Raw genomic sequence first — 23,151 nt, forward strand, 5'->3', positions numbered from 1 at the left:
CACATGGCTCAGATGAGTCTCGGGACCCGGTGGACGGAAGATCACCGTCGGCCAGCGAGACTCATTTCGGCAGCCCGTCATCCCGAGCTCATGGTCGCCTCAAGCGCCGGTCGAGGCGATGCCTCCGCCACGAGGAGTTCGAACCGTGAACGCTCGACCTCCGGGTCGGCGTGCAGGCGTTCTTCGAGGACCTCGGTCTTGTAGGTCCGCTTGGGATGGTTGTCCAGCACGCAGAGATACGCCAACGGCGGTGCGACGTGGGGGTGCACGCGTTCGAACTCCCGCAGCAACACGGTCAGCTTGACCGCGTCGAGCACGACCTCGGCGTGACCGAGTCCCTCCCACTGCGTCGCCGCGACCTTGAGCTCGCTGATCACTGCGAGGTCGGTCAGCGCGGAGAGCCCGGTGCCGTCGGCGGACTTGTAGTGGCGGTTCGCGTAGTGAATGGCGCGGATGCCGGGGGCGCGGGACACCACGAGGTCGAGGCGTGCCTCCTGAGCCCCCAGACGGGCACGCCAGGAGCCCGGCGGGAACGGCTTCGTGTGGACAATCGGCTCGCGGGCGACGCGGTCGATCCCGAACTGCGAGATGACGTAGTGCCCGAACCACATCTGGAACGACGGCTCCTGCGCGAGGTAGGCCCCGCAGGTCGCGGCGAACACGCCCCACGCGCCACGAAACTTCCGGTCGATGTCTTCAGCAGGCACCGCAACCTCCGACACGTCGGCGAGTGCGTCGCATCGTGACAGCCGCTCGCCGCACGCCGGACAGGGCTCGAGATTCTCACCCAGGGGTGACGCAAGGTGTCGCTCTCCGTGATGATGCCGGTGTGGCACGTCGCATCCCCGAAGACGGCGAAGGCATCAATCGCTCAGAGCGCCAGGTGTTCGACGAGTTGTGCCGACAGCTTCCCGACGTGGCGACGGTCCTCCCGAACCTGCGCTTCACCGACCGCGACGGGGATCGTGAGGCCGACGCGGTGGTCGTCTGGCCCGGTGTCGGCGTTGCGGTCATCGAGATCAAGGGGGCGGTGGTCGAGTACGCCGGTGGAGACTGGCACCAGCACCTCCAGGGCGAGACGAAGCGTGTGAACCCCGTCGAACAAGCCCTCAAGGCGAAGTACGCCATGCGGAGCTACTTGCGCCGGAGCTCGCGGTGGCGGCGAAACGACCCGGCCATGGTCCACCACGTGGTGCTGCCTCATACCGACCTCGCCGACGACTTCCAGACTCCCCAGTGCCCCCGCGAGGCGATCAGCGGCCGAGCTGACATCAGCGAACTCGCGGAGCGCCTACGAATCCACATGCGCGCAGCATCGAAGCACGCGCCGGTCGACCACGATGACGCTTCCCGCCTCATCGAAGCCCTCGCAGGACCATCGACCCCGCAGATCGACCAGGTGACCGCGACAGCCGTCGCGGTCGAGGAACGGGAAGATGCCGTCGACGCGCTGACGCGGCGGCAGGCGTCGGTGCTCGACCTCCTCCGGGACAACCGTCGGGTGCAGGTCCTCGGTGGCGCCGGCACCGGGAAGACCTGGCTGGCGGTGGAGCAGGCCCGACGGTTGGCGTCTGACGGTGCCCGTGTCGCGCTGCTCTGCTATTCGCGAGGCCTCGCCCAGTGGCTGCAACGCCGAGTCGCAATGCTAAGTGAGCACGAGCGACCGTCGTTCGTGGGCACCTTCCATTCGTTGGGCCATCGCTGGGGCGCGAAGGTCCCTGTCGGCGCACAACAGAGTTTCTGGGACGTCGACCTGCCGGCCCAGATGGTTCAGCTCGCGCACTATCTGCAGGACGACGAACGTTTCGACGCGGTCGTCGTCGACGAGGCTCAAGATTTCGCACTCAACTGGTGGGAACCGGTGTACGCGGCCTTGGCCGACGCAGAACGAGGCCGCGTGGTCGTGTTCGCGGACGAGGGACAGCTCGTCTTCTCCCGCGGAGCGCTCCTCGACGGGGCGTTCGCCCGGGCTTCCCTCGACGAAAACCTGCGCAACTCCGTGCCGATCGCCCAGGCCTTCGAGCCTCTGGGTCGCCACCCCTTCACCCCGGCCGGCCCGAAGGGACCGCGCGTCGAGTGGGTCTCGTGCCCGGCGGACGAGGCCGTCGAGCACGCGGACGCCGAGGTCGAGCGCCTCCTCGAACGGGAGAACTGGTCCGCCGACCACCTCATGCTCCTGACCACATGGGGTCGACACCCCGAGCAGGTCGCGCGCACCGATCACCTCGGCCGTGAGGGCTACTGGGACACCTTCTGGGACGACCGCGACGTCTTCTACGGGCACGTCCTCGGCGTCAAGGGGCTGGAACGCCCGGTGGTGGTGCTCGCCGTGAACGGATTCCGCGAGCCCGAACGAGCGCGCGAGATGCGCTACGTCGGGATGAGTCGGGCCCGTGATCTCCTCGTCGTCTGCGGCCCGCGTCCGTGAACCTTCGCGAGATCGCCGCGCCCGAGGCGCCGTACTGGACGATCAACCGCGAGGAGCGCAACGTCGTCGCGCTGCTCTACGCAGCCCTGCTGCAGGGCGACAACGTGCACCGCTTCCTCCACGAGGTCGCTCCGGACCTTCCCGTCGACCGAGACGAGGTCGCGGTCTACGTGGAGTACGCCTTCCTCCGCGACCTGTGGAACGTGCTGCCACCGGCCGACCCCCGGCGCCGCGACTTCATCGTCGCGAAGCTCGACACCGCGGACGTGCGGGCCCTTGCCGACGCCGACCCCGCGACGTGGAACGCGCACTTCGGTGGGATCTCGACCAAGTACTGGCAGAGCCCGAGCCGCTGGTCGGTGCGCGCTTTCCACTCGACGATCGCGGACGACGACGACTTCCTCGCCACCTGTCGCTTCTCCTGGTCCTTCAACATCAAGCCCGACCTCGTCGTGCACAGCACGACGCACCACGCCGTCGTGATCGAGGCCAAGGTGGAATCCGCCGAGGGCAGCTATCCGGCGATGGCCGCAGAGAAGCGCATCTTCGACGATCGACGTCTGCGACGCGTCGGACAGACTGAGCTCCAAGAGCACCTCATGCGCGAGCTACTCGGCATCGGGGCTCGCCACCTCCTCCTCACCGCACGAGGTGGTCACGACCTCAGCTGGAGCCAGGCCTTCGGCTGTCTCGACCTCTCGGCGATGCCCTCCTGGGCCCAGCGGTGGGTCGATCGGTACTGCACCTGAACCCCGACCGCCCGTCGCTCGTCGGAGTGACTCGACCGCAGGGCGCTTCCGACCGTCGGCAGCCGGCGGACACGATCGAGCACCGGGGGGTGGCCTGTTCGTGCCGATTTCTGCGACGACGACGTCCTACGGCGCCGCTGCGTACGCCGAGCTCCGTCGCGTCGTCCACGCAATCAAGGGCGACGACCCGCTGCGGCAGGTCACGCTCGTCGTCCCCAGCGAACGCATCGGTGTCGCGGCTCGCCGTGCCCTCGCCCGTGGAGGCGAGGGTCAGCCTCCCGGTATCGCTGCCCTCTCCGTGCTCACCCTGCGGCGTATCGCCGAGATCCTTGCGGCCGATCAGCTCCTCGCCCAGGGGCGCCGGCCGCTGACCGGGCCTGCGCTGGCGGGTGCCGTACGAGAGGTGCTCACCGAGCAGCCGGGCGAGTTCCAGCGCGTCGCCCACCACATCGGCACGGTGCGGGCCTTGGCCGACGCCCACCGCACGCTCCGCCTTCTGGACGAGCACGTGGTCAGCGGCTTGGCAGAAGCCGCGGAGCCCATCGTCGCGGAGACCGTCCGCGTCCATCGCGCGGTGCGTGACCGTCTCGCGGTAGCGACCTACGACGAGCCAGCCCTTCTCGGCGAGGCGACGACCTCGGTCGCCCGCCAGGACTTCGGCCCGTTGGTCGTCTTCCTGCCCCAGGACCTCGACGCCCCCGAACTCAGCTTGCTGTCGGCCCTGTCGACCGCCCAGGACGTGCACCTCGTCGTCGGCCTGACCGGACGCTCGCGGACCGACGCGGGACCACGGAGCTGCGCGGCGCATCTGGGCGTCTCCCTCCCCGACGCGGAATGTCACGAGGCGAGGGCCGACACCGTTCTGCACGCCTCAGACCCCGACGACGAGGTGCGAGCCGTCGTTCGTCGTATCGTCACGACGCTCCGCGGGCGCCCCGGCCACCGGATCGCGGTCCTCCACGGGAGCACCGACCCCTACGCACGACTCCTCCACGAGCACCTGCGGAAGGCTGGGGTGACGTTCTTCGGGCGGGGGGTCCGGCCCGCCGTCGAGAGCGCGTACGGCTCCACCGTGCTCCGTCTCCTCGCCCTCGCCGAGGGCGACTTCCGACGGCGCGACGTCCTCACGATGATCGCCGGCGGTCCCGTGCACGCCTCCGGCCGGCCGGCGCCCAGCAGCGCCTGGGAGCGCGTCTCTCGCGACGCCGGGATCGTCGCCGGTGACGACTGGTCGCGCCTGGTCGACTTCGCTCGTCAACAGCGCGAGGAAGCGGCAGCGGAGCGCGCCGAAGCAGAGCCACGGGAGTGGCTGGCGGCCCGGCGCGAGCGAAACGCCACGTCGGCGGACGAGCTCGGCGAGTTCGTCAGCCTCCTGAAGTCGACCTTCGCAGCGATCAACACGGCGACGACGTGGCGGGAGCTGGTGGCATCCGCCCGCCAGCTCCTCGGCGACGTGCTCGTGCCGGACGATGCGCTCCACCCGGAGGACTCGTCCGCGGCGCGCCGGGTCGCGTCGACCCTGGAAGCCGCCGCCGGGATGTCGGGCAAACCCTCCGCGCGTGCTCTGCGCGAGGTCCTCGAGCTCGAACTCGACGCGGTGCTCGATCGCGTCGGGACCATCGGCATCGGGGTCCACGTGGGGCCCGTCGCCGAGGGTGTCGGTGGCGACGTGGACGAGGTGTTCGTCGTCGGCGCCGCCGAGGGACTCCTCCCCGCACGCTCCGCCGATGACCCGCTCCTGCCCGAACGCGTCCGGGAGCTCACGGGCGGAGCCCTCCCTACCGTCGCCGAGCGGTCCGCACGCCAGCATCGGCACGTTCTGGCGGCCCTGACGGCGGCTCCTACGGGCGGCCGGACGATGAGCTTCCCGCGGGGCGACCTCCGCCGCGGCGGCGAGCGTCAGCCCAGCCGGTGGCTGCTCGAGTCTTTGCGGACGCTGGGAGACCGACCCGACCTCCAGCCCTCGCGGTGGCGAGAGATCGAGAAGCATCTCGTCGCCTCCACCTCCTACACAGGCGCCCTGACGACAACGGCGGAGCCGGCCCACGCCCAGGAGTGGCGCCAACGTGCCGCGGTCGAGGAGACGCTCGACGAAGAGTTCGACCTCGCCCTGCGCCGCGCTCGGGCGCTGCGCCGAGGCCGGCAGAGCTCGGAGTTCACCGAGTACGACGGCGACCTGGGCGGCGAGGACATGCCAGTCCCCACAGACGCAGAGGGGCTGTCACCCACGGCGCTCGAGGACTGGGTGAAGTGCCCTCACGCCTACTTCCTCCGGCGTCTCTTGGGCGTCGCGCCGGTCGAGGAGCCCGACGAGGTCGTGCAGATCTCCGCGCTCGAGCGCGGCAACGTTCTGCACGCCGTCTGGGAGCGCCTCGTCTCCGGCGCCCTCGATGAGGGGTGGGCGCCTGGGCCCGGGCAGGCCTGGCCGGAGTCGGCCAGGGAACGGCTCGCGGTGCTGGCGGAGGATGAATTCGCCAAGGCCGAGGCACGGGGCATCACGGGCTTCCCGCTGCTGTGGGAGCAGGACCGGCGAGTGCTCTTGCGTGACCTCGAAGAGTGGCTGGTCAAGGACGACGAGCGTCGAGCGCGGCTGGACGAGGCCGTGCCGATCGGCGCGGAGCACGCGTTCGGCAACGGAGCAGCTCCACCCGTCTGCCTCGATCTCGGCGACGGACGGACGCTCCGGCTGCGCGGCCGTATCGACCGCCTCGACCGCCGGCGTGACGGCGGCCTCGTCGTCACCGACTACAAGACGGGGAAAGCCGAGCCCTACCGAGGCAAGGTCACGCCCGAGGAACCGACCGACCACGGCCAGCGTCTCCAGCTCCCCGTCTACGCCCTCGCCGCGCGCGAGGCGTTCGGGGAGGCCGCGACACCGGTCCGCGTCGAGTACTGGTTCACGAGCTTGCGCGGGGGCTTCGAGCGTGTCGGCTTCGACGCCTCCGACGACGTCCTCGACGGCACTCGCCGCGTCCTGCGCACCGTCGTCGACGGCATCAGTCGCGGGTGGTTCCTGGCCCGCCCTCCCGACGACACCGGGAACCGGGCCTATGCCTGTCCGTGGTGCGACGTCGACGGGCTCGGCACGGCCGCCGCCAAGCGCGCCTGGCCCGGGAAGAGCGTCGCGGCCGGCGACGTCCGGGTGCTCTTCTACGGCGAGGTGGAGGACTCGTGACCGCCCCCGACGAGGCGGTCCGCGAGCGCATCCGGACTGATCTCCACAGCAACCTGTTCGTCGACGCGGGGGCCGGCTCCGGGAAGACGACGGTGCTCGTCGAGCGCATCGTCAACGTCGTCAGGTCCGGCGTGCCGATGCGTCACATCGCCGCCGTGACCTTCACCGAGAAGGCCGCCGCGGAGCTGCGCGATCGCCTGCGGGAGAAGCTCGAGGCTGTCGGGCACGAGGACGCGCTCGCCGAGCTCGATACAGCGGCCATCGGGACGCTCCACGCGTTCGCCCGTCGGGTCCTTTCCGAGCACCCCATCGAGGTTGGCCTCCCGCCCTTGATCGAGGTGCTCGACGAGGTCGGGTCCGACGTCGCCGCCGAGCGCCGATGGAACGACCTCCGCACCGAGCTGCTGTCCGATGCCGACGTCGCGCCCCTGCTCCGTCTCGGGCTCGCCGCCGATATGAAGCTCGACCACGTCCGCGAACTCGTCGCCCGGCTCGAGGCCAACTGGGACGTGGTGGAGGAGCGGCTGACCGGCGTCGTGCCGCCACCGCCACCACACGTGGACATCAGCTCCTACATCCGTCGCGCACGCGCCTTGCTCCTGCGCCGGCGCGAGTGCACCGATCAGTCGGACGCTCTCCTCGAACGGTTCGTCCTCCTCGAGGAGTGGCTCGCCCGAGCCGAGTCAACCGATGACGAAGCGCAGCTCCTCGACCTCGTCGACGAGATTCCGCACGGCAGCAACAAGGGCCGAGGACCGGCATGGGGCGGGCAGGCCCAGGCCATCCGCGACGAGATGAAGCAGCTGCACGAGGACGGCAAACAGGCACAGCGCGACGTCGTCGACGGCGTCTTGCGCTGCCTCCTCCCCCGGCTCGCCCATGAGGTGCTGACGTCGGCGCGTCTGCGGCTGGAGTCCGGCGAGCTCCGCTTCCACGACCTGCTCGTCCTCGCGCGGCGGCTGGTGCGGGAGAGCGGCGACGCGCGTGCGGCACTCCAGCAGCGCTACCCCCGCCTCCTCCTCGACGAGGCCCAGGACACCGACCCCATCCAGATCGAGCTGGCGGTGCGGATCGCCGGCGGGCGGGATGCGTCCGCCGACGCGTGGACCGACGTGAGCGTGCCCGCTGGCAGCCTCTTCGTGGTCGGCGACGCCAAGCAATCGATCTACCGCTTTCGCCGAGCGGACATCAGGACCTACCTCACCGCACAGGCGGCGCTCGGGACCACGCTGCCGTTGACCACGAACTTCCGGTCCGCCCCCGAGGTGCTGACGTGGATCAACGGCGTATTCGGTGGGTTGATCCAGTCGCGTCCCGCCGTTCAGCCGGCCTATGAGCCGCTGCAGGTGAAGCCCGGACGCGCAGCAGGGTCCGGCACTGTCACGCTGCTGGGACGCACGGCCCACCCGGCTGGCCGTTCACCCACCGCCGACGAGGTGCGGGCCGCCGAGGCGCGGGACATTGCGGGCCTGGTCGTGACGGCTCTCCAGGAGGAGTGGACGGTCGGCGAGCGCCGCGCCGATTGGCGGCAGCGAACGATCCGGCCGGACGACATCACGATCCTGCTGCCCTACCGAACCGCGATCAACGCCATCGAGGCGGCCCTCGACCGTGCGCAGGTGCCCTACCGCACCGAGGCGGCGTCGATCGTGTACGCCGCCACCGAGGTCCGGGAGTTGATGACCTGCCTGCGGGCGATCGACGACCCGACCGATGACCTCGCCGTGGTCGCGACGCTGCGGAGCTCGCTCTTCGGGTGCAGCGACCGCGAGCTGTGGCGGTGGCGTGCCAGCGGCGGGTCGTGGAACCTCTTCGCGCCCCGCGACTCCGAGGAGCCCGTTGCCGAAGCCCTTGACCAACTGCGCGCTTGGTCCCGAGCGCGCACCCGCCGGACCCCGTCCGAGTTGCTCGAGGAGATCGTCGAGCGCCGACGGCTGCTGGAAGCTGTCGTGGACTCGCCGCGGTACCACGAGGTCTGGCGCCGCCTGCGCTTCGTCGTGGACCAGGCCCGAGCGTGGTCGGAGGCCGAGCATGGGTCGCTCCGTGAGTACCTGTCGTGGGCCGCGCGGCAGGCGGAGGACTCCGCGCGCGTGACCGAGACCGTGCTGCCGGAGACCGACACCCAGACGGTGCGGATCACGACCATTCATGCCTCGAAGGGACTCCAATTCCCCTTTGTGATCGTCGCCGGCTTGTCGTCGGGTGGGCGGAACACAAGGCCCTCAATTCTCTGGCCCTCGGACGGTGGCGTCGAGGCCCAGTTGTCGGCGAAGCTCCGCACCAGCGGGTACGACGACGCCGATGCGCTCGAGAAGCAGATCGAACACGGCGAGCGACTCCGCCTCCTTTACGTTGCCTGCACCCGTGCCGAGAGCCACCTCGCCGTCTCGCTTCACCGCAAGGAGGTCAAGCCGGACAAGGCCGAGCTCGACTGCGTCTTCGCCGAGCTCCTCGCGCGGGGAGCTGCCTCCGCGCCGGCGCACGAGTTCTCGGCGGGCGACGATCTGGTGTGGTCGGGAAACGGCATCCCGGAGCCCGCCGACCCCCTTCCCGAATGGGAGGAATGGGAGGCGCTCCACACCGCGTCCCTCGAGAACGCCTCGATCCGCGAGGCCGTGTCGGCGACCGCCATCGCGCATGGCGAGGTCGAGCTTCCGTCGTTCCCGCCGGGCCTGTCGAAGGACCCGGTCGACATCGAGCTCCCGCCCTGGTTGAAGGGTCGCTACGGCACGGCGGTCGGCCGCGCCGTCCACGCTGTGTTGCAGACCATCGACCTCGCGACCGGCGAGGGGCTGCAGGACCTCGCCGAGTCCCAAGCCCTGGCCGAGGGGGTGCCGGACGCGGTCGACGACATCACGGGTGCGGTCCGGTCCGCGCTTGACTCAGACACCATACGGCGTGCTGCAGCTCGACCACACTGGCGTGAGACCTACGTCGGAAGCGTCATTGATGGGCAGCTGGTCGAAGGGTACGTCGACCTGCTCTTTCGCGACGACAACGGCCTCGTGCTAGTGGACTACAAGACCGACACCGCTGCGAGCGACGAGACTTTGGCCGCATATCAGCGACAACTCGACGTCTACGAGCGCGCGCTCGCCGATGTGGTCCTCGCTCCCATCGCGGGAAGCACACTGCTCTTCCTTCGGCCCAACGAAGCTATCGCTCTCAGGCGACACTAGAAAGCGACTGGTGATCTCACCCCTTGGTCTTTCGCTCTCGCAGTTGAGATATGAGCCGCTCGCGATACCGAGACATCATGACATCCAACCGTAGGGCTGCAGCGGCCCGCCTAGCCGAGATAGCCGCCTCAAGCCCCCTCCGCGCCACCGCGGGTTCGGTTTCAGGTTCGGCAATCTTCTCAACTACTGCACATACCCGATGCCGCGCTCGTACTCGCAGCCCGATAAGAGCCGGCAATGCGCAGCCTCACCCCTCTGTTCCGAGAAGATAGCCGACAGATGACGCGTTAGCGGTGGGTCGCCTGGTTGCCATAAGGGCAGGGCCCGGCCGCGAATCGCTCTAACGACTCCTACGCCCCGAAAGAAGCTCGACTTCGGGGCTACACGCAGTGAGGTGGAGACGACTGCTTCAGCTCCGGTTCTCGATCTTGACGCGTCAGTCAGGAGGGCGAGCTGGCGTCGAGCCGTCGGACCTCTGCCGCGAGCGACCTGAGCTTCTCGCCGTACCGATACTTACGACGGCTCCATTCGACCTCGTTCAGCAGGTGGTCGTCGTCCGTGGGACGTAGCAGTGGACCCTTGCTGACTCTAAGCTGGTCTCGAATCGTGTCCAGGTAGCGAATCATGCCGGTCTCGTCTTTAAGCTCGAGCCAGAGAAGGGCGGGCTCCGTAGTCGTCCCGGCGGAGCGTGCCGCGGCGGCGGCGTCCGCGAGCACGGACCGAGCTAGGTCGGTGAACCTGGCTCGCAGCCGCTCGCGGGCGTCCTCCCGATGGCGATCTCTAACGGCGTCGTACCGAGCCTGGCGGCTGGCTGTGGCCCTGGCGAGCTGAATCTCGGCGGTAGCCTCGGCCTCGGACCGACTGACTGACGGCCCGATCTCGTCAATATCGGCGAGCCGAGCGGCGGGCTGGGGCGGAGAAGTGTCCGAGCGCATGGCGATAGCGGGCCCGCGCGCTGACGCCTCGACAATGACGAGGGACGATTGGGGGGCTGTGTAACTATCAAGGGTGTGACCCAGCCGCGGGTGCCCGTACGTGGCAAGGGCGACCCAAGACTCCGGGTCGCGGCTGACGCGCTCGGGATCGGATGTGACGGGGCGATCTGGCTCGTCAAGGACAGCCCCTAGCCGCTCGATCACGACCTCGCGGAGATCAGTGAGCGTGACGGCACTGGGGACGGGCCCGGGTATCGGGAGTGGGTCCTCGTCTACATCGAGTGGCAGGTCTGCCCCTGGATTCGACTCGACCAGGCCGATGAGCGTCTGCACGCCAGCATGCCGGGCGGCCGCCCGTTCGCTCGCAGCGGCCCGAAAGACGCCGCGAAAGGCTCCCTCCACCGCGCCAAGGATAGGCTGGAGACCACCAACGATTCCGCTGAATAGGTCGATCCGAGACGCCAGCGCTCTGTAGACCTCCTCCTCGACGGTTCCTTCGATAAAGAAGTTTCGGACAACGACCTTGTTCCTGATCTGACCGAGACGGTCGACGCGGCCGATACGCTGCTCGACACGCATCGGATTCCACGGCATGTCGTAGTTGATGAGATAGCTGCAGGTCTGGAGATTAAGTCCTTCACTGGCCGCGTCGGTCGCGAGTAGAACAGTGACCGCGCGGGCTTTGATCGCCTCGACGAGGTCCCGCTTTCCAATGTCGGTCCAACCGTCGCTCTCGCGGAACACCTTGCCGCCGTCGCCGGTGAATGTCCCGAGTTGACTGCGATACCTGTGGTGCAGCCGATCACGCAGCGCGTCAAGAGTGTCGGTGAACTGCGTGAAGACGATTGTGCTGTGGCCGTTGCCACGCGCCTCATCGAGGTGCCGTTCGAGGGCCTCAAACTTGCTGTCGTGAACCCGTGTGATCCGGGATGCGTAATCCTGCATCTCCTGCAGGTCCTTCGCGGTGAGTGGAATAGCGTCCGCTTCCTTGACCGCCGGTGCCCCGTCCTCGTCGTCGAGATCGTCCGCCGCGTCGTCCAGCAGCACCTGATCGAGGAACGTCTCCTCGCTAGCGAGCCGCTTCTGGAGCGTTTTATATATCGCCGCCCAGCTGCTGGTCAATCGACGGCGGTAGACCGTCAGTACGAAACCCGCGCCGCGACGTTTCCCGTGAGCCTCAAGTAGCCGGTCAATGAGCCCTTCGAGGTCGTCGTAGAGCTGCTGCTCGTCGGGGAGCAGGTCGACCACGACGGGGAGGACTTCGCGGTCCGCGAGATTCTCCGCTATGAGCCCTCGCTTCACGTAGGCCTTTAGGGTCGCTCGGCTGTGCCGGGCTACGTACTGCCTGACTGGACTTAGAGCGCGCAACCAGGCCCGCAGCGCCTCCCTACCGGCCTCGCCAACCTCCTCGATCCGCTGCGACGAGTCGACCCCGTCGAGGCCGAAACGGAAGACCATTTCTGCGATAACCGGTCCCAGCTGCCGGGAAATGTCGGCGGCAAGGCTCTCCTCTGCGCGGGTTTGGGGCAATGAAGGAGTCCGCCGGACCTGCTCCGCGAGCCACGCCCAGGCGATTTGACGGGTATCGGGTTTGGCCAGCTCGGCGTAGAAGCGGATGAAGGCCCGTTCCTCCGTGAGCGGCCCTGACAGGCCGGTCTGCCGGAGGAGATCGACGAGCTCAACCGCGTTCGTCTGTAGCGGGGTCGCGGTCATCAACCAGATGGCCCTTGCCGCGTTCCCTTCGTTGACCCTGTCGAGGAGCTCCAGCAGCCGGCTGGGCCGGTACCGGTCCTCGTTCGCGTGGTTTCTCCGGGCGTGGTGCGCTTCGTCCACAATGAGCAGGTCGTACGGGCCTGCGGCGAGGACGAGCTCCTGTTGGTCAGGTCGCCGCGCAAGGTGGCTAGAGGCGAGGAGCAAGGGGTGTTCGGCATAGGGGTTCGGGCCGGCGGGTCGGACGTCATCGGGGTGCGCGCCGTAGATCTTGCCCTGATCGAGTCTAGGCACCCAGAGCGCGAACTTCTCGAACAGCTCGTCCTGCCATTGCCGACAGACGTTCGCGGGGGCTAACACGAGGGCTTTCGCAACCTCGCCATTCAGGACCAGCTGCCGGAGGCCCATGCCGGCGCTGATGGTCTTGCCGAGGCCGACCTCGTCCGCTACGAGCCACGAGCGCGGGTACATGCCCGCGAGCCGCGCGACATTCTGGCGCTGGTGGGGGAACAACCGTACGCCGCTGGTCGCCTCCGCAAGGTCACCAGCCCACGGGAGGCGGGGCGCCGCGTGGAGGAACCGGGCAACCGTATTTGGCTCCCCCATAGGCGGTGCCTCCTCGGGGTCGCGCTCCCCGGGCACCGTGTCGGGGGCACGCGCGATTAGCGCTTCTTCGACTGCCTCCGGCAGCGGGTAGACTCGGAAGCCGGGGACCTGGCCTGTCCACCGCTTCTCGAACCTGCTCGACCAGAACGCGAAATGCGGGGCGGAATCGCCCCAGCTGCTATAGACGCTGAACGACTCGAAGTTACGGGTCCAAGCGGTCGCGGACTCGTTCACTGACCCCTGGAAAGCGACGGCATCCTGCGTCTCGTCTCGGAGCACCCCGATCTTCTCGTGGAAGTACGGCTTGCTGCCGTCGCCGACAATCGGTTTGCCGTGCTCGTCCACCGCCACAGCGATCTTCACGACTAGCCGATTCTGCTTGACGAGCCATGCGAGCACCTCGATTCGGCGCCGGCCAATGTCGTCGCTTGTCACTAGGCCGGCGGCGAGCCGGTCCGCGAGGGGGCCAGCGGTGATGATCTTTCCCTGGAGAGCCTCAACGTCCTCGTCCCGCAGCTCCGCGCCGCAAAGGAGGCGGACGCTGCCGTTCCCATTGACGAACCGGGACAAGCCTTTCGCCGCGACAGATAGTGAGGATGAACGAAAGTATCCGACAGACCGGGAGTACGATGTCGCCCGCTGCAGCGCGGGGACATAGAACGAGTTGAGGACGTCGTCGCCGCTGTCGTAGCCGGGCGGCAGGTCGAGAGTCCGCAAGGGGGGTCGGCGCGCGCCTGGCGCGATCTCATGTGCCACGGCTAGAACAGCGCGGGGGGCGCCTCGGCGAGCACCGCGTCGGGGTCCGGCAGCATGTGGATGTCGTCGAAGAAAGAGGTTCGTAGCGAGTCGAGGATGCGCGCCTCCGGGCGAACGAAGACGCCCTTCTGTTTGCGCCGAGGCACTGCGTGCAATGCCGCGCGAACCAATTCTCTAAATCGCGTTTCGTCTGCAAACCTGTGCCGATCCAACCATGATTGGGCGGCGCGAACCCCGTCCTCTTCGTACACGAGCATTAACGCGTGCAACGCGTCCACAAGGGTATTGTACGAGTTCGCGTCGGTGTCGAGCGCCCTTGCTGTACGCCGCTGCGCCGGGGACAGCAGCGTCACCTTGCCGGAAACCGCCTTGATGAGCCTGTGCGTCGTAGTTAGCGCGTCGAGGTCCAGGTGCGTTGCAAGTGAAAGCTTCAGCGCCTCGCCGGCCGGAAACTCCGCGGCCTGGAAGTCCGACCAAGCTAGCAACCACCAATCGGTGACTCGGTCAAATTCAACATCCTTGCCGCCTAGGAGCCCGCGCTTCTTCAAGGCCGCGACCCTCTCGCGAGCAAGGTCGAGGGCAATGTCCGGTCGCAGGACCTCCGGCTTGCCGTTGGCATCCAGCTCGCCGGTAAACACCGGCCAGTTACGCGACAGGACCGCGAGAACTGGGCCGTAGGTCGCGAGAGTGAGATCGACGCCCTTGAGCCCGTGGCTGCTGAACCGACCGACCGCATCCACGGCGGCCTGTCCTACCTCTTGCCGGATGTCGGCCCAATAAGCAGGGGTCGTGGTTCCGCGCTTGTGACAGTTCAGCAGGATGGTGGACTGTGCCGAGTTCTTCTTCGCCTGGTGCAAGGAGTTCTCAGACTCAGTTGCGATGGGCCACGACGACGTGATGGCGAAGCCGGAGTTGAGGAGCGCCGCCCCCAGCGTGTCCCAGGCATCTACCCGCTTATGCGTGAACATCACGTTCAGCACGCCCTGCTCGGAGAGGACCCGGTGCGCCTCCCGGAAGGATTGCGTGAGTAAATCCTCATAATGCGCGCTGGCGAGTTCCGACGCTGTGGTCGTTCCCTTCGCTCGCTTTCCGCGGCCGGAGTGCGTTGCGACATCCTTAAACAAAGATGGGTTAGCCACTGCCTCATCTAGCTTGTCCGTGATCATGAGGTCGCAGAACTCAGGCCAGATACCACTCAAGGAACGCTTGAGCCAAACATAGAAGAAGTCACTCAGTTCCGCGTACATAACATTGTCGTAGTACGGCGGGTCCGTGATGACGGCATCGACGGAGCCGCTCGGCATGTCCACTGAGGTAGCGCTCCCGCGCAACACGCGCGGACGACCAAGTACCGCCCCGTCGCCCTCCAGCCGTGCCTGTGTGGTCCCGTGCACATTGCGACTGAGCTGTCGATGGATACTTGCTGCCTTATTAGCCACCCACGGAATGAGTAGTCGTGCAGTTTCGAACTCCGCGCAGGTCCATGAGAACGCAAAGTCGTGACGATCAAAGCTATTTCGGATCTTCACCCTGCTAGCGTCCCAGTTACACTGCTTGCTGTTGTAGTCAAGCGCTCGGTCTAGGGCGAAGGCGAGGAGAAGGGCCGCGGCTCGACCTCTCTCGTTCCCGAGCTCGCGCCGCATCTCCGGTTGTATGCGGATGAGCTCCTCTAACAGGACCATGTTGGACAGTAGCTGGCGGGGTAGGAAAGCTTCCGACCAGCGTGCAACACCCATACGAAGCAGCTCATCCGTCTTTTGGCCGGTCTGGATCTGCTCGTCAGGCATCAGCCCGTCGATCTCCCAGTGAGGTCGGAGAGATGCAAGTTCCTTCTCCGCCTCGGCGATCGCAGAAATGTCCGCGTCGTTTGGGCCACGGAAGCGCCGCCCCTTTACCGAGGCCTCCTGGTAGCAAACGGCGAGAAGCACATATGTGCCATTACCTGCCTTGGCCTGCTGCTGGATGTATTCCCCGGAGAAAGTCGCGTCCCGAGTCCAAACGCTCTCGGCTACGCCGCCCTTGTAGGTCGCCCTATCTCCGTAATGTGCCGCCATGTTGCCCTCGACGACGCTAGGCAATAGCTTCCCGGCGTCTCGATCCACATCAAGTCGCACAGCAACTTGAGTTCCAACTGAGTCAGTGCGAGCGAGCCACAGATTTGGCGCTAGCGGGGTCGGGAGCCCAGTCACAGGGCACGGTACCGCGAAGGCCCAGATGTAGGACTGGACGGGGTTTTCTGCGTCGGTTGGGAAGTAGCCGGCGAGTCGCGCCTCGGCAGCGGAAGCCCAGCGACGGCCCCACGCCTCGACGTCCTCGGCCAGATCTTGACCGAAGTCGTGAGCAACACCGAGCGTGCCCTGCAGGATCGCGGACGCGACCGGATTGAGTTCGTTGGCGACGACGTCGCACCCCAGTCGCATGGCCTCAAAGGGGATGCTGCCTCCGCCTGCGAACAGGTCAAGAGTGAGCGGCGGCTCGTCTCGCGAGGCTCCTGTTCGGAGGGCGCTGAGTCTACGGAGCGTAGCGATCTCGTCAGCCTCAGGGGCCCGGGTGAACGCCCGCTCATAGCCGTACGCATTCCCCTTCGTCCGGACTCCGGCTGCGACTGCAGCTGCGATTTCGCCACGTGCCCGGACCGGGTCCTTGCCGCGCGGGATGCCGACGACTTGCAGGAACCATTGGTGATAGGCAGCCTCGTTGACGAACTCCTTAAGGAGGCCGTCCAAAACCCTTTGGGCATCGCTGTCCTGCCCCGCCGAAGCGGGGGTAGGCCAGGCAGGCAAGAGGCTGCCGAGTATCGCGGCCCTGCTAGCGGAGAGTGGTCTGCGGGCCCACCAGACGTGCACAACGTTCACTGGAGGCATGGCGGTGGCGCTGCCTCGCTCGCGCAGGCTCTCGGCGCCGATCTGCTGGGCGGGGAACCACTGGTCGATCAGGCTGGGGACGGTCATCGTTTCGGTCCTTCCCCTAGGAGTAGGCGCAGGGATCGCAGGCCGTTGCGTCGGCTGGTCTGCGCGTGCCAGTAGGCCGCTTCCTCCCGGCTCATCGCCGCGACGCCCTCAGCGACTGTGGTGATGCGGTCTACGCGCTGTAGCGGCTTGACCGCACGTAGGAGCAGCTCGACTTGAGCGCCGAGCTGAGGGTCGACGACTATGGGCTCGCCGCTCGTCCAGTCGCGTCCTCGTAGCCTCGACGATCGGAGGATCTCTTGAAAACCCGCTACGAGGTGGATCGCGCGGTACCCGTTAACGCGGACCTGCCGTTCCGTACCCTCGAGGTCAGTCGTCAGCACGGTCAGAGCGGCGACACGCCCGTCCTCGTCCCGTTCGACGACACACTGGTACCGCTCGTTTCTGGTCAAGGAGTTTCCTGGGTGTTGATGCAAATTCCGCACTTCGTCGGTCCAGTGGACTGGGCGGCTTTGACGACGTTGGCCACCTCCGGCCCCTGCAGTTCGACGGCCTGGGGCCAGGCTAGATCTACCGTTGCCTTGAGGTCGGCGGGACGCTTAAGAAGCGCCCTGAGCGCCTCGTTGAGGGGGCTGTATTCAGCCGCCGTGCCTCGGAACACGATGTTGACCTCGTGCTCAGGGCTGTCTAGCTGAATTCGGGCGGTGATGTCGTAGGTAACTGTCGCCTTCGGGCCGGTACCGGGCGCAAGAGTCAGGAGCCGCTGGAGCTCCTTACCCGCGTGGTCGCCGAGTTCGGCGACCTCAACGTGCAGGCCAGTCACGTGAGTCTTGTCAGCTTCCGCCGCCGCCGTGCGCGCCGTGACGAGGGCTGGTCCGGCTGCACCGCTGCCATGGAAGCGGTTGACGGCGGGCGTGGAGTCCCCTCCGCCACTAATGCCTGCACCGCCTGCACCGCCGCCCGAGGCGCACGGCCCGGTGTGGACCTGGTCGCAAAGCGGACAGGCTTCGGGGCCGGTGTCCTTGTATGAACCGGGTGGGTTCAGCAGTACGTCCTCGCCGAGACGGGGGGTCGGCCCAGGGCGTGCTGCTGTGGCCCAGCTGTCCGCTCCACCTCCCGGCGCCTGGTACTCCCACACGCCATTACGCACCCCTGCAATAAGCAAGTTGACGAGCTGCTGCCGGTCCAGAACTATCTTGAGATCAGGGCGCCGCGCGAAGGCGCGTGCCACCTCCATGGTCGGCTGCGGCGAGTCGAACTGCGCGCCTAACTTGCTGCGCACATACGCCGGGTCGAGCGGCTTGCTCCCTGCAACAAGTGTCTTATCCATCGACTCCAGCCGTTCGAGGATCGCATCGGTCTGATTTGGGACCAGGCTGGCCGATGTGATCGTCCCGAGTACGACGGTCTCCAGCTCGCCAGCGCCCGGGACGTACAAGACGTTGACGTGGTTGCAGACCGCAACGCGAGCAAGACCGGTTGCCGCGGAAGCCTGCTTACCGACGTCGGCGCGCTTCTCCTCACCGAGCGTGGCGAGGAGCTCCGGGGTCGCGCGCAGCTGCTCCAACGCGAGTAGCCGGCGGACAGCCCTGAGCATCGGCTCGTGACCGCCGGAGCTCGGAGCGAGGAACACCAGCCGGTTGCGATATTCGCGCACGCCCCCACCGGGAGACTTCTCGTACGTCTCCGCGACTTTCCGGGGTACAGGTCCGTCGGGGTCAACGCCGAGGCCGTCGCCAAAGTCGTCCCAGTGATAGACGACGAGGTAAGCATCCTCACTGTTATCAGGAATCTTCGCGTCTTCCCATGCGCGGCGAACTTTAAAAGCGGAGTCCTTGAACTGCTCACTAAGGATCTTCGTCGCCCGCTCACGTACCTTACTGCCGGGGATCTTATCCTCGGCCTCCTGGACGAGCCGGACCAGGCTCGCCTCGGTCGAGAAGCGGTATCCACGGACGTCGGCGTGCAGGTACCAGCAGGTGGTCTCCAGGCCGTCGAGGGCCTTCACGATCAAATTCGCGTCGTTGCCGGGGGTCAGGACTGCACCATAGAGGTCGCTTGCAGAGACACCCGGGACTTCCCGCGTGAGACTGAACAGGTATGCCGTGGTGGCGAGGCGGCGCCCGTAAGGCGTGCCCATCCTCGAGTCGACCTCGTCGGCATGGCTCGGTGCGCCCCCTGCCTGCTGCGCGATATCCGCGCGAATTACAGGCTCGTAGAGGGGGCGGTCAATGCGGCTCGAGAGGTCCTCCGCGAGTGCGCTGTCCGAAAGGTCGAGGTTGTGCAGGTGGATGAGATCGAGGTCGACTCCGTTGCCCCAGGTTCGCCGGATCACCCGGGCAAGCAGCCGCAGCGCCCCGCGGGTCCGCTGAAAGTTCGGGATTGTTGACAGCCGCTTGTCGAGGACTCGGACAAGGTCCGGGTGGAACGGGTAGCTCGTCTCAATGTCCTTGGCGTAACTACCACTGACCATCTCAGGCGGGAGGTCGAGGCCGGCGGCGTGGGCTGATTCGGCCGCCTCAGCATACCGGAGTGCGACGGACTTCTTTTCGGACAGGTGTGTCAAATCGGTCTCGAAGAGCCGGCGGGCGAGGATCTTCGGGAGGTCTGCTTCTCCGCTGGGGCGCAGAACGAGCTCTTTGCGGGCGAGCAGGCTCGCGACCTCCTTGAGCGTTGAGGCGAGGTCCTCCGTGTCGGCGGCAAAGGCGTCGGTCTCGCCAGCGGTCGTGATGACTACGACGACTTGCTCGCTGCTGTCCGCCGCTTCCAACAGGGCCATTAGGAACGACAGGGTCTGCTTTGCGAGGGTGCTCTCCGCGACCTTGCGCGCGCCGGCTGCGGAGAGATACCGCGCGATCTCGTCGATGAGGATGAGGACGGGCTTGCCCTCGAATATTCGCTTGAGCTGATCACTGCCGGGTGCGCTAAGCGCCTCGTCGTCTCCCCGGACGATTTCGTAGGCGGCGAGGCCGCCGATTTGGAGCGCGAGGTAGCCCCACGGCGTTCGGGCGGCGATGCCGTGCACGGTCGGGAAGGTGCTCGCGCCTGCGCTAGTGCCGACGAAAACCGCGACCGTGGCGGGTGTCACGCCAGCGCCCGCGAGGACGGCGGGATCCATAAAGGTCACGGCCAGGTCGGCCGGGATTCCGGTGCGCGCGGCGTGAAAAAGCGCAATGAGATTATGGGTCTTGCCGCCGCCGAAGTTCGTCTCCAGCCGCAGGACGCTCGCCGCGTCCGGGCGGGTCCCTCCGACCCGGCCGAGCGCCTCGTTCAGCAGAGTGCGCAGGCCCTCGCTTGGATAGGTCTGGGCGAAGAACGACTCCGGCTTGCGGTAGGCGTCGGCGGCGGTCCCCGACGCGACGTCCTCAAGCCCCGCAGCAAAACGGCCTTCCGTCAGCTCACCCGCCATCACGTCCTGGCGGGGCGTGAGGGTCCTGAGCAAAGTCATCCTGCGGTTCTCCCTCGAGAGGTGACGCTGTCCGGCTGAAGGTATCGCGCGCAGTCTCACCGGGGAGACGTTCGATGCTGGCGCTCAGGCCCGGTCCGGGTGACATCCTGCAGAGCCTAAGATCCACTCACGACCTCTGCGACCTTGGCAGAGCGGCCTAGCTGCCTCCTGTTGCAGTAGAAGCGGTAGTACACAACGCCGGAGCGGTTCGAGACCCAGCGGGGCTTCCGGTTGAGCGGGGACTCCCACCGGGAAACCCCTGGATGCCACTCGAACGTGCGCCTCCAAGAGTGGGGTCCCAGCCGGGGCAGCCGCACCCCGGAGGGGGCGACTGGGTGCTGCGACAGCGCGGCCAGAGTTCGTCACGGTCAACGGATCGCTGCCGATGCTGCACGTCCTGCTGGGGCTGGTGTTCCTCGCGGTGCTGGTCCACGTTCTGCGCCGGGCCGCGGGCCCGGCGGCGGCGGTCTACACCTCGCCCTCGCCGGCGGGGTCTTCTTCTTCGCCCTGACCGCCGCGGGTTTCGCGGCCGAGGTGGCGTACCCCGCGGCGGTCGTGCGGTTCGGCGGCGTCGTCCTCCCCGTGCTCTCCCAGCCTCTGCTCGCGCTGGCCGTCTGGAGCTACCACTACGCCCAGCTCGGGGCGGCGGCGATGATCCTCGCGACGTCGCTCGTCGTGTGGCGGACCCGGGTCCTGCCCTCCTGGGTCGCCGTGGCCGGCGTTCTCGGCGTCCTCCCGTTGCTGCACCTCTGGCTGCCGATCGTCGCCGCGCTGAGCAGCCTGCTCTGGTTCGCGGTGCTCGGGGTGGCGCTCCTGGTCGCGCCGACGGTGCCCGCCGAGGATCGGGACGCCGCGCCGGCGACCGTCTGACGACGACGGTCGTCCGGGAGGCGTGCCGGGCGGGACCGCACGGGTACTGGCGCGGACAGACGATCCCCGCACCGAGGAGGCCGTGCCGTGTCCCACCAGCCGCCCGACCCCTACGAGTTCCTGCCCGACGTGGCGTCGTTCAGCGTCACGAGCACCGACATCAGCGACGGGCAGACGCTCCCGAACGCGCAGGTCAGCGGCATCATGGGCGCCGGGGGCGAGGACGTGTCGCCGCAGCTGGAGTGGTCCGGCGCGCCGGAGGGCACGAAGAGCTTCGCCGTCACGTGCTACGACCCCGACGCACCGACCGCGAGCGGGTTCTGGCACTGGGCGGTCACCGGCATCCCCGCCTCCACCACGAGCCTGCCGCGCGATGCCGGCGACCCCGAGAAGGGCCTGCTCCCGGACGGGGCCATCACCCTCCCCAACGACGCCGGCGCCAAGCGCTACATCGGTGCCGGGCCGCCCGCCGGGCACGGCGAGCACCGCTACTTCTTCGTCGTCCACGCCGTCGACGTCGAGGACCTCGGCGTGGGCGCCGACGCGACCCCGGCGTTCCTCGGGTTCAATCTCTTCTTCCACAGCATCGGACGGGCGATCATCACCCCGACCTACGAGATCAGCGGCTAGTACCAGGGGGCGTCGGTGGTGGACGACGAGGACAAGCCACCACCGCCGACCCTCGACCGCGTCCAGGCGTTCAGCGACGGCATCTTCGCCATCGCGATCACGCTGCTGATCCTCCCGCTGACCGAGGCCCAGGTCAGGGACGGTCAGGTCGTCGAGGACCTGCTCGCGCTGCAGCACCAGTTCCTCGCGCTCTTCCTGAGCTTCGCGGTGATCGGGCGCTTCTGGCTGCTGCACCACGACGACCTGCGGATGATGACCGCCGCGGGCCCGAAGATGCTCGTCGGCAACCTCGTCTTCCTCTTCTTCGTCGTGCTCCTGCCCTTCCCCACCGCGCTGCTGGGCGACGGAGACAGTGCGGCCGGGACGATCATCTACGCGCTCGCGCTCATCGCGACGTCGCTGAGCTCGCTGTTCATGTGGCTCTGCGCCGAGCGCGACGGGGTCGCCGGCAGCGAGCGCGCACGGCAGTGGGCGCACGAGAAGTACTGGGGCACCGGGGCCATCGTGCTGGCGTTCCTGCCCTCGATACCGCTCGCCTTCGTCTCGCCGATGTGGGCGCGGATCAGCTGGGCGCTGGCGTTCCCGCTGGGCCTGCTGGCCGACAGGATCGAGGAACGTCGACGGCCGTCAGGAGCGTCGACGCAGACCCCGTAGGACGACGGCGCAGTAGACCGCGACCACCAGCAGTACGGCGCCCAGGACGACCGGCGCCCACAACGACACGACCAGCCCGTAGACGACGGCCGCAGTACCGAGCAGGCTCGTGATCGCGACGATCAGCAACAGACGTCCGCGGCGGCCGCTTCGGTCGGGACCCGGTGCCACCACGACGCCGGACGGTACGCGCGGGAGGACGGTCATGGTCACCGGCGAGCAGGTGCACCCCGAGGACATCGACGCGTGGCGGGCCTGGCTCGCCGAGCACCACGACCGCGGCGTCGGCGTCTGGCTCGTGACCTGGAAGGCGCGCACGCTGCGCCCGACCGTCGGGTACGAGGAGGCCGTCGAGCAGGCCCTGTGCTTCGGGTGGATCGACAGCACCAACCGCTCGCTCGACGACGAGCGCTCGATGATGTGGTTCGCCCCGCGCCGGCGCGGCAGCGGCTGGGCGCGCTCGAACAAGCAGCGCATCGAACGGCTCGAGGCGTCGGGTCAGATGGCACCCCCCGGGCGCGCGCTGATCGACGACGCCAAGGCCGACGGCTCCTGGACCATGCTCGACGACGTCGAGGACCTGGTGGTCCCACCCGACCTCGCCGAGGCCTTCGACGCCCACCCCGGCTCCCGCGAGCGGTGGGACGCGTTCGGCCGCTCCAAGCGCCGGGCGATGCTCGCGTGGATCGCCGAGGCCAAGCGGCCGGTGACGCGGGCGGGGCGGGTCGCGCAGGTCGCGGAGCGGACGGCGGTCGGGGAGGTCGCGTTCCCGCGGCCCGCAGGCGGGTAGCCGTGACGTCATGATGACCGTCATCACCCACGTCACCCTCACGCCCGGCCGCGAGCCGGAGTGGGACGCCGCGATGCGCGACCGGCTCGAGACCGCCCGCGACAAGGAGGGCTGGGTGGGCAACCAGCTCGTCATCCCGCTCGACGCCCCCAACGAGCGCACGGTGATCGGCACCTGGACCACCCGCGCGGCGTGGGAGGCGTGGCACTCCGACGAGGCGTTCCTCGAGACCCGCGAGCGCATGGAAGGTCTGCAGGACGGCCCGAGCGACATGAGCTGGTACGAGGTCGTCTCGGACGAGCGCGCCTGATC

16 protein-coding genes are annotated in these 23,151 nt (G+C 67.8%); 10 read left to right on the forward strand and 6 right to left on the reverse strand.

The window, feature by feature from the left end; genetic code table 11:
• Positions 1 to 77 precede the first annotated feature (77 nt).
• Positions 78 to 836, reverse strand: coding sequence for a hypothetical protein (locus PH191_RS20095; RefSeq protein ID WP_274196396.1), 759 nt, complete (start codon positions 834 to 836; stop codon positions 78 to 80).
• Here PH191_RS20095 and PH191_RS20100 point away from each other — a divergent pair.
• The 4 genes from PH191_RS20100 to PH191_RS20115 all read left to right on the forward strand — a co-directional run bounded on the left by PH191_RS20100 (position 830) and on the right by PH191_RS20115 (position 9,531).
• Entirely contained in the window at positions 830 to 2,428 is a 1,599-nt protein-coding gene (locus PH191_RS20100) for an NERD domain-containing protein (RefSeq protein WP_274196397.1), read from the forward strand. The genes PH191_RS20095 and PH191_RS20100 overlap by 7 nt on opposite strands.
• Positions 2,425 to 3,177, forward strand: coding sequence for a hypothetical protein (locus PH191_RS20105; protein ID WP_274196398.1), 753 nt, complete (start codon positions 2,425 to 2,427; stop codon positions 3,175 to 3,177). The genes PH191_RS20100 and PH191_RS20105 overlap by 4 nt, the downstream gene beginning before the upstream one ends.
• 100 nt (positions 3,178 to 3,277) lie before the next feature.
• Positions 3,278 to 6,352: a PD-(D/E)XK nuclease family protein gene (locus PH191_RS20110; RefSeq protein ID WP_274196399.1), complete on the forward strand. Its 3,075-nt coding sequence runs from the start codon at positions 3,278 to 3,280 to the stop codon at positions 6,350 to 6,352.
• Positions 6,349 to 9,531, forward strand: a complete 3,183-nt coding sequence (locus PH191_RS20115) for a UvrD-helicase domain-containing protein (protein ID WP_274196400.1) — start codon at positions 6,349 to 6,351, stop codon at positions 9,529 to 9,531. Before PH191_RS20110 ends, PH191_RS20115 begins: the two co-directional genes overlap by 4 nt.
• 440 nt (positions 9,532 to 9,971) lie before the next feature.
• Here PH191_RS20115 and PH191_RS20120 read toward each other — a convergent pair whose 3' ends face one another.
• Genes PH191_RS20120 through PH191_RS20135 form a run of 4 tightly spaced genes read right to left on the reverse strand, consistent with a single transcriptional unit; the run spans position 9,972 to position 19,955 of the window.
• Entirely contained in the window at positions 9,972 to 13,499 is a 3,528-nt protein-coding gene (locus PH191_RS20120) for a DEAD/DEAH box helicase (RefSeq protein ID WP_274196401.1), read from the reverse strand.
• A gap of 41 nt (positions 13,500 to 13,540) precedes the next feature.
• Complete coding sequence (locus PH191_RS20125; RefSeq protein WP_274196402.1) at positions 13,541 to 16,489, reverse strand: DUF1156 domain-containing protein; 2,949 nt, start codon at positions 16,487 to 16,489, stop codon at positions 13,541 to 13,543.
• Entirely contained in the window at positions 16,486 to 16,899 is a 414-nt protein-coding gene (locus tag PH191_RS20130) for a DUF7680 family protein (protein ID WP_274196403.1), read from the reverse strand. Before PH191_RS20130 ends, PH191_RS20125 begins: the two co-directional genes overlap by 4 nt.
• Positions 16,896 to 19,955, reverse strand: a complete 3,060-nt coding sequence (locus tag PH191_RS20135) for a DUF499 domain-containing protein (protein ID WP_274196404.1) — start codon at positions 19,953 to 19,955, stop codon at positions 16,896 to 16,898. Before PH191_RS20135 ends, PH191_RS20130 begins: the two co-directional genes overlap by 4 nt.
• 325 nt (positions 19,956 to 20,280) lie before the next feature.
• Here PH191_RS20135 and PH191_RS20140 point away from each other — a divergent pair, with 325 nt between their 5' ends.
• From PH191_RS20140 to PH191_RS20155, 4 genes are all read left to right on the forward strand, one after another.
• A complete protein-coding gene (locus PH191_RS20140) occupies positions 20,281 to 20,406 on the forward strand; it encodes a hypothetical protein (RefSeq protein ID WP_274196405.1) in 126 nt (41 codons plus the stop codon).
• Positions 20,407 to 20,429: 23 nt separating this feature from the next.
• A complete protein-coding gene (locus tag PH191_RS20145; RefSeq protein WP_274196406.1) occupies positions 20,430 to 20,765 on the forward strand; it encodes a hypothetical protein in 336 nt (111 codons plus the stop codon).
• 87 nt (positions 20,766 to 20,852) lie between these two features.
• Positions 20,853 to 21,395 carry a YbhB/YbcL family Raf kinase inhibitor-like protein gene (locus tag PH191_RS20150; protein WP_274196407.1) on the forward strand — a complete coding sequence of 181 codons (543 nt, stop codon included), beginning with the start codon at positions 20,853 to 20,855 and terminating at the stop codon, positions 21,393 to 21,395.
• Positions 21,396 to 21,410: 15 nt separating this feature from the next.
• Entirely contained in the window at positions 21,411 to 22,049 is a 639-nt protein-coding gene (locus tag PH191_RS20155; protein WP_274196408.1) for a TMEM175 family protein, read from the forward strand.
• Here the strand turns inward: PH191_RS20155 and PH191_RS20160 are convergent.
• Positions 22,023 to 22,223, reverse strand: coding sequence for a hypothetical protein (locus tag PH191_RS20160; RefSeq protein ID WP_274196409.1), 201 nt, complete (start codon positions 22,221 to 22,223; stop codon positions 22,023 to 22,025). The genes PH191_RS20155 and PH191_RS20160 overlap by 27 nt on opposite strands.
• Before the next feature lie 31 nt (positions 22,224 to 22,254).
• On the opposite strand from PH191_RS20160, the gene PH191_RS20165 reads away from it, so the two are divergent.
• On the forward strand, positions 22,255 to 22,839 hold the full coding sequence (locus PH191_RS20165) for a YdeI/OmpD-associated family protein (RefSeq protein ID WP_274196410.1): 585 nt from the start codon (positions 22,255 to 22,257) through the stop codon (positions 22,837 to 22,839).
• Positions 22,840 to 22,849: 10 nt separating this feature from the next.
• On the forward strand, positions 22,850 to 23,149 hold the full coding sequence (locus PH191_RS20170; RefSeq protein WP_274196411.1) for an antibiotic biosynthesis monooxygenase family protein: 300 nt from the start codon (positions 22,850 to 22,852) through the stop codon (positions 23,147 to 23,149).
• The last annotated feature ends 2 nt before the right edge of the window (positions 23,150 to 23,151 follow it).

The sequence above is a fragment of the Actinomycetospora callitridis genome (assembly GCF_028737265.1).
Taxonomy (GTDB): Bacteria; Actinomycetota; Actinomycetes; order Mycobacteriales; family Pseudonocardiaceae; genus Actinomycetospora; species Actinomycetospora callitridis.

Bases quoted from the DNA above. Each gene is read 5' to 3' on its own strand.
- PH191_RS20125 (WP_274196402.1), bottom strand. From the start codon at position 16,489: ATGACCGTCCCCAGCCTGATCGACCAGTGGTTCCCCGCCCAGCAGATC.
- PH191_RS20140 (WP_274196405.1), top strand. From the start codon at position 20,281: ATGCTGCACGTCCTGCTGGGGCTGGTGTTCCTCGCGGTGCTGGTCCAC.
- PH191_RS20165 (WP_274196410.1), top strand. From the start codon at position 22,255: ATGGTCACCGGCGAGCAGGTGCACCCCGAGGACATCGACGCGTGGCGG.
- PH191_RS20170 (WP_274196411.1), top strand. From the start codon at position 22,850: ATGATGACCGTCATCACCCACGTCACCCTCACGCCCGGCCGCGAGCCG.